Genomic DNA, 5,328 nt, shown 5'->3' on the forward strand with positions numbered 1-5,328 from the left:
CGCGTGCGGTCTCAGCTGAGTGCGGCTCAGATCTTCCGGTCGGGGTCGTCGAGCGCGTCGACGTCGACACCGCGCTTGCGCTGGGCGCTGCGGAAGCCCGAGCGCACGCGCTTGCGGTGCTCGCGGGCCTTGTGGCGGCGGGTCTTCTCCCGCTCGACCTGCTCAGGGGTGGGCTCGTGGTCGCGCAGACCGACCTGCAGGTCGGCGGGCACCTCGCTCATCGTGCCGACGGCGACCTTCGTCTTGTGCCGGATGATCTCCATCCGCACGATCTTCGACAGGAAGTACAGACCCAGCAGGTTCGGCACTGCCATGAGGAACAGGGTGGCATCGGAGAAGGCGACGACGCTGTCGAGCGAGACAGCCGAGCCGACGACCACGGCGGCGACCCACACGAACTGGAAGATCTTCTCAGCCACGACCGAGTTCTTCGTCAGGTATCCCAGTGCCTTCTGGCCGTAGTAGGCATAGGAGAGCACCGTCGAGAAGCCGAAGAGCACCACGGCAACGGTCAGCAGGTAAGGGAACCAGGCAGAGACGGTCGCGAACGCCTGGCTCGTCAGGGCCACACCGGCGCCGGTCGAGCCGTCGCCGGCATCAGCCTGGTACAGGCCGGTGGTGATGATCGCCAGGGCGGTGAGCGTACAGATGATGACGGAGTCGACCAGCGGCTCCCACATCGCGGTGAAGCCCTCGGTGGCCGGTTCATCGGTCTTGACTGCCGCGTGGGCCATACCGGCGGTGCCGACACCGCCGACGTTGGAGAACAGCGCACGCTGGATGCCGACGATCGCCACGCCGACGATGCCGCCGGCCACGCCCTCCCCGGTGAACGCGCCTTCGATCATGAGCCAGAAGGCGTGCGGAATGTTGGTGATGTTCATCGCGAGGATGATGAGCACAGACACGGTGTAGAGGATCGCCATCGCCGGGGTGATCGCCGAGGTCCATTCGGCGATCTTCTTGATGCCGCCGATGATGACGAAGCCGGCCACGAGCGCCATAACGAGGCCGATGAGCCACAGCTTGTCGGCCAGGAAGCTCGAGTCACCGCCGGTGGAGTCGACGATGATCGCTGCGACCTGGTTGGCCTGGAACAGGTTGCCGGCGCCGAACACACCGATGAGGGTGGTGAGGGCGTAGAACACGGCGAGGAACTTGCCCAGCCGCGGCCAGCCGACCTCAGCCAGGCCCTCACGCAGGTAGTACATCGGCCCACCGGAGGTCTTGCCGTCGCCGGTGATCTGGCGGTACTTCACCCCCAGGGTCGCCTCGGCCATCTTCATCGACATGGCCAGCAGGCCGAAGATGATGATCCACAGTGCCGCGCCCGGTCCGCCGATCGTGATCGCGACTGCGACACCGGCGATGTTGCCCAGGCCCACGGTGCCTGAGAGCTCGGTGGCCAGCGCCTGGAACGACGAAACCTCACCAGGGTCGGTCTTGCGGGTGAATTTGCCGCGGATGACCTTGAGGGAGTGCCCGAGTCCGGTGATCGGCTGGAAGCGCAGGAAGACGGTGAGGAAGATCGCGCCGACCATGAGCCAGACGACGATGAGCGGCAACCCGACTCCGAAGATCGGGATCTCGAAGAAGACGATGAATGACAGCCATTCGGCGAATGGGGCGAAGAGACCGTCGATGAACTGGTCAACGGAGGAGCTGGACTGGTCAGCCGCTCCGGCGAGAACGGCAGGTGGAGCAATCATATTCATGTTGTCGGGCGCGTGGTAGACGTACGGCCAAAGGGTCGGTTCGGCTGCGGCGCCAGTGTGCAGAGTAGCAACTCAGTCATTGCCAATCCAATGCTCAGGCTGGAAACGACGCCTATTCGTGACGCGGAATGCGGCAGATTTAGGCCTGGGCGGGTTCATCTGCGGCGTTCCGCTGGACCCGTCACCCCCGCCGTTCCACCGCTGCGGCAGCACCGCCGTCATCGGCTGCGCAGCGGTGATCACCTGCGCAGATAGTCGACGAACGCCGCCGCCAGCGGAGCCATTGCGGCCTCCACCTCGGGCTCGGCGTTCGCGATCTCCGCAAGCACCTGCTCGCGTGCCCTGCCGCACCACACCGGCATCGACACATCGGCTCCCCACCCCCGCGCCTGCTCTGCTGTGGTCTCGGGATGGAACTGAGTGCCCCACGCCTGACCGATCCGGAACGCCTGCACAGGTGCGTCGGTGCCGTCGACGAGGTGGACCGCGCCCGGCGGCAGGCCCATCTCCTCCTGGTGCCACAGGACCACAGGCGCCAAGGCGGGCATCGCTGAGAAGACCGGGTCGTCTGCGGCTTCGGGCCGGGCGGCGACGATGTACGCCCCGACCTGCGGGACGCGGCGGCGGCGCAGCTGCCCGCCGGTGGCTGCGGCGAGCAGCTCGCCGCCTAAGCAGATGTTGAAGCTGGGGAATGCACCCTCGGCTGAGGCAGCGAGCAGGCTGCGCACATGCGGGAACCACGGGTTGTCCTCATCATCGAGCGGGCCGGCGGCTCCGCCGAGGACGATGAGGGCGTCGTAGGCGGCGCGCAGCGCAGCGGCATCGGCAGGCAGCCGCGGGCCGGGGTCGGCATGTTCGGACCCGGGGTCGGCATGTTCGGATCCGGGGTCGGCATGTTCGGACCCGAGGTAGGGGCGGGCGACGATGAGCTCGGCACCTGCGCGTTCGAGCCAGTCGCCGAAGCGCCGGGCATCCGTGCTGGCTTCGTGTTCGATGACGAGGATCCGCAGTGACATGTCTCCACAGTAGCGCCCGGGGCAGCATTCATCGGCAGGTCGTGGGCACCCTTCTGACGTCAGCCGGCCGGCAGGCGCAGACGGGGCTCCCCTCCAGATGAAGGGGAGCCCCGCTGGCAGTTCAGCTCAGCGCTGTGCCGCAGAGATCACTCGGCGACGTAGTACATGCGCTTGTTGACGAACTCGTCCATGCCCAGCGGGCCGAGTTCGCGGCCGAAGCCGGAGCGCTTGACGCCGCCGAAGGGCACCTCGGCGCCCTCCCCGGCTGGGGTGTTGACGTTCGACATGCCGACGTCGAGCTGCTGGGCGATCTTCTCCGCCCGGGCCTTGTCCTTGGAGAACACCGCGCCGCCGAGCCCGAAGTCGGTGTCGTTGGCCAGCGTGAGCGCCTCCTCATCAGAGGACACCTTGTACACGACGGCGACGGGTCCGAAGAGCTCCTCGCGGTAGGCCTCCATGTCGCTGGTGACATCGGTGATGACGGTCGGTGCGTAGTAGGCGCCGTCGCCGCGCGTGCCGCCGGCGCGCAGCGTCGCACCGTCCTTGACGGCCTGCTGGACCTGCGCATCGAGCCGATCAGCGGCCTCCTTCGACGACAGCGGCGTGTAGGTTGTCTCGTAGTCATCGCCCGGCCCGCCGGGTCTCATGCCCTCAGCGAGGCTCGAGAGCTCGGAGACGAACTCGTCGTAGATGTCGTCCATGACGATCATCCGCTTGTTCGAGTTGCAGGCCTGGCCGGTGTTGTACATCCGGGTCTCCCAGGCGGTCTTCGCCGCTTCCTTGACGTCATCGGTGTCGAGGATGACGTACGGGTCGGAACCGCCGAGTTCGAGCACGGCCTTCTTCAGGTGCTTGCCGGCCAGCGCACCGACGACGGAGCCGGCCCGTTCGGAGCCGGTCAGCGAGACGCCCTGCACGCGCGGGTCGGCGATGATCTCTGCGATCTGGTCGTGGCTGGCGAAGAGGTTGTTGTACACGCCTGCCGGCACGCCAGCGTCGTCCATGATCTGCTGGATCGCCTGGGCTGAGCGCGGGCAGATCTCGGCGTGTTTGAGGATGATGGTGTTGCCGAGCATGAAGTTCGGGGCGGCGAAGCGGGCGACCTGGTAGTAGGGGAAGTTCCAGGGCATGATGCCCAGCAGCACACCGATCGGGCGGCGTTCGACGTAGGCCTTGCCCTCGGAGAAGGTCGGGATCTCCTGGTCAGCGGCCAGCGTGGGACCGTTGTCGGCGAAGTAGTTGAAGATGTCGGTGCAGTATTCGGCTTCCTCAACCCCTTCGGGCAACGGCTTGCCCATCTCGTCGGCGATGATCTGGGCGAGCTCGTCCTTGCGCTCGGTGAAGAGCTCGGCAACGCGCTTGACGATTTTCCCGCGCTCCTCGATCGGCATCTCCCGCCACGACTGGTAGGCGGTGTGGGCGCGGTCGAGGGCGGTGTCGACGTCGGCCTGGCTGGCGGTGTCGAAGGTCTCGACGATCTCGCCGGTGGCGGGGTTCTGCACGCGGTATCCTGCGCTGCTCATGGGGTGTCCTTTCGGTTCGGCCGCGCCCGAGGTGGTGGGCGCGTGGATCTGTCAGGGTCGGGTGAAATGGGCTGAAGGTGGTCGAGTCAAGTGCCGGTGTGATCGGTGTCGGGGAAGCCGAGGGCGTCGGCCATCGCCTGCCGGATCTCCGGGTACCGGAACCGGTAGCCGAGCTCGCCGAGCCGGGTGGGCACCACCCGCTGGTCGGCGAGCACGAGTTCCTGGGCCGCCTGCTTGCCCAGCAGCATCTCGGGACCCAGGCGCGGGGTCTGCACGAATGCCGGCATCGAGGCCAGCCCGGCGAGCGCCTGAGCGAACTCGGCCTGGCGCACCGGCTGTGGGGCCGCGGCGTTGACCGGCCCGCTCATGGTCGGGTCGACGGCGGCACGGGCGTAGATGCGGGCGATGTCGTCGAGCGAGATCCACGACATCCACTGCTGGCCGGTGCCGATCCGCCCGCCGAGGCCGGAGAGGTACAGCGGCAGCTGCAGGCGCAGCGGTCCTGACAGTGCGGTGAGCACCTGGGCGGTGCGCACCGACACCCAGCGCACGCCGAGCGCTTCGGCCTTCGCAGCCTCTTCTTCCCAGGCGCGGCACACCTCGGCGAGGAACCCGCCGCCGGAACCGGCGTCTTCGTTGAGCTCTTCGTCGCCGCGGTCGTAGCCGTAGTAGCCGATCGCCGAGGCGCAGATGAACGCCTCGGGTCGGCGGGTCTCCGACAGCTGCTCCATGGTGAGCACGATGAGCTTCGTCGAATCGCGCCGCGAGCGCATGATCCGATCCTTGGCCGCCGGTGAGAAGCGGGTGCCGATCGTTGCCCCGCCTAGGTGGATGACGACATCGGCCCAGGCAAGTGCGCTGGGGTCGAGGATGCCGAGGTCGGGGTTCCACTTGATCTCCGAGGCCTTCCGCGGGGTGTCGCGCACTAGTGTGCGCACCTCGTGTCCACCGGTCGACAGGAGGGCGGCGACCTGTGAGCCGACGGTGCCTGAGGCACCAGCAATGAGGACCTTCTTCCGCTCCGGCCCGCCGATCGCGGTGAGCTCATCCTGGTAGGCGAGATCGGCGAGCAGT

General features: G+C 67.4%; 4 protein-coding genes. All 4 read right to left on the bottom strand.

Features of this window, described 5'->3' with window-relative positions:
- Positions 1-26: 26 nt before the first annotated feature.
- A complete protein-coding gene (locus M3C25_RS12905; RefSeq protein WP_259857170.1) occupies positions 27-1,709 on the bottom strand; it encodes an alanine/glycine:cation symporter family protein in 1,683 nt (560 codons plus the stop codon).
- Between the two features lie 245 nt (positions 1,710-1,954).
- On the bottom strand, positions 1,955-2,731 hold the full coding sequence (locus M3C25_RS12910) for a type 1 glutamine amidotransferase (RefSeq protein ID WP_259857172.1): 777 nt from the start codon (positions 2,729-2,731) through the stop codon (positions 1,955-1,957).
- Positions 2,732-2,877: 146 nt separating this feature from the next.
- On the bottom strand, positions 2,878-4,254 hold the full coding sequence (locus M3C25_RS12915) for an NAD-dependent succinate-semialdehyde dehydrogenase (protein WP_259857174.1): 1,377 nt from the start codon (positions 4,252-4,254) through the stop codon (positions 2,878-2,880).
- 86 nt (positions 4,255-4,340) lie between these two features.
- Positions 4,341-5,328 (bottom strand): TIGR01777 family oxidoreductase (locus tag M3C25_RS12920; RefSeq protein ID WP_259857176.1); only part of this gene is annotated, 988 nt, incomplete at its 5' end.

This window comes from Brevibacterium luteolum, from assembly GCF_025147615.1.
Lineage (GTDB): Bacteria > Actinomycetota > Actinomycetes > Actinomycetales > Brevibacteriaceae > Brevibacterium > Brevibacterium luteolum.

Coding starts and splice junctions, on each gene's coding strand:
- M3C25_RS12910 (WP_259857172.1), bottom strand. CDS start 2,731: ATGTCACTGCGGATCCTCGTCATCGAACACGAAGCCAGCACGGATGCC.
- M3C25_RS12905 (WP_259857170.1), bottom strand. CDS start 1,709: ATGATTGCTCCACCTGCCGTTCTCGCCGGAGCGGCTGACCAGTCCAGC.
- M3C25_RS12915 (WP_259857174.1), bottom strand. CDS start 4,254: ATGAGCAGCGCAGGATACCGCGTGCAGAACCCCGCCACCGGCGAGATC.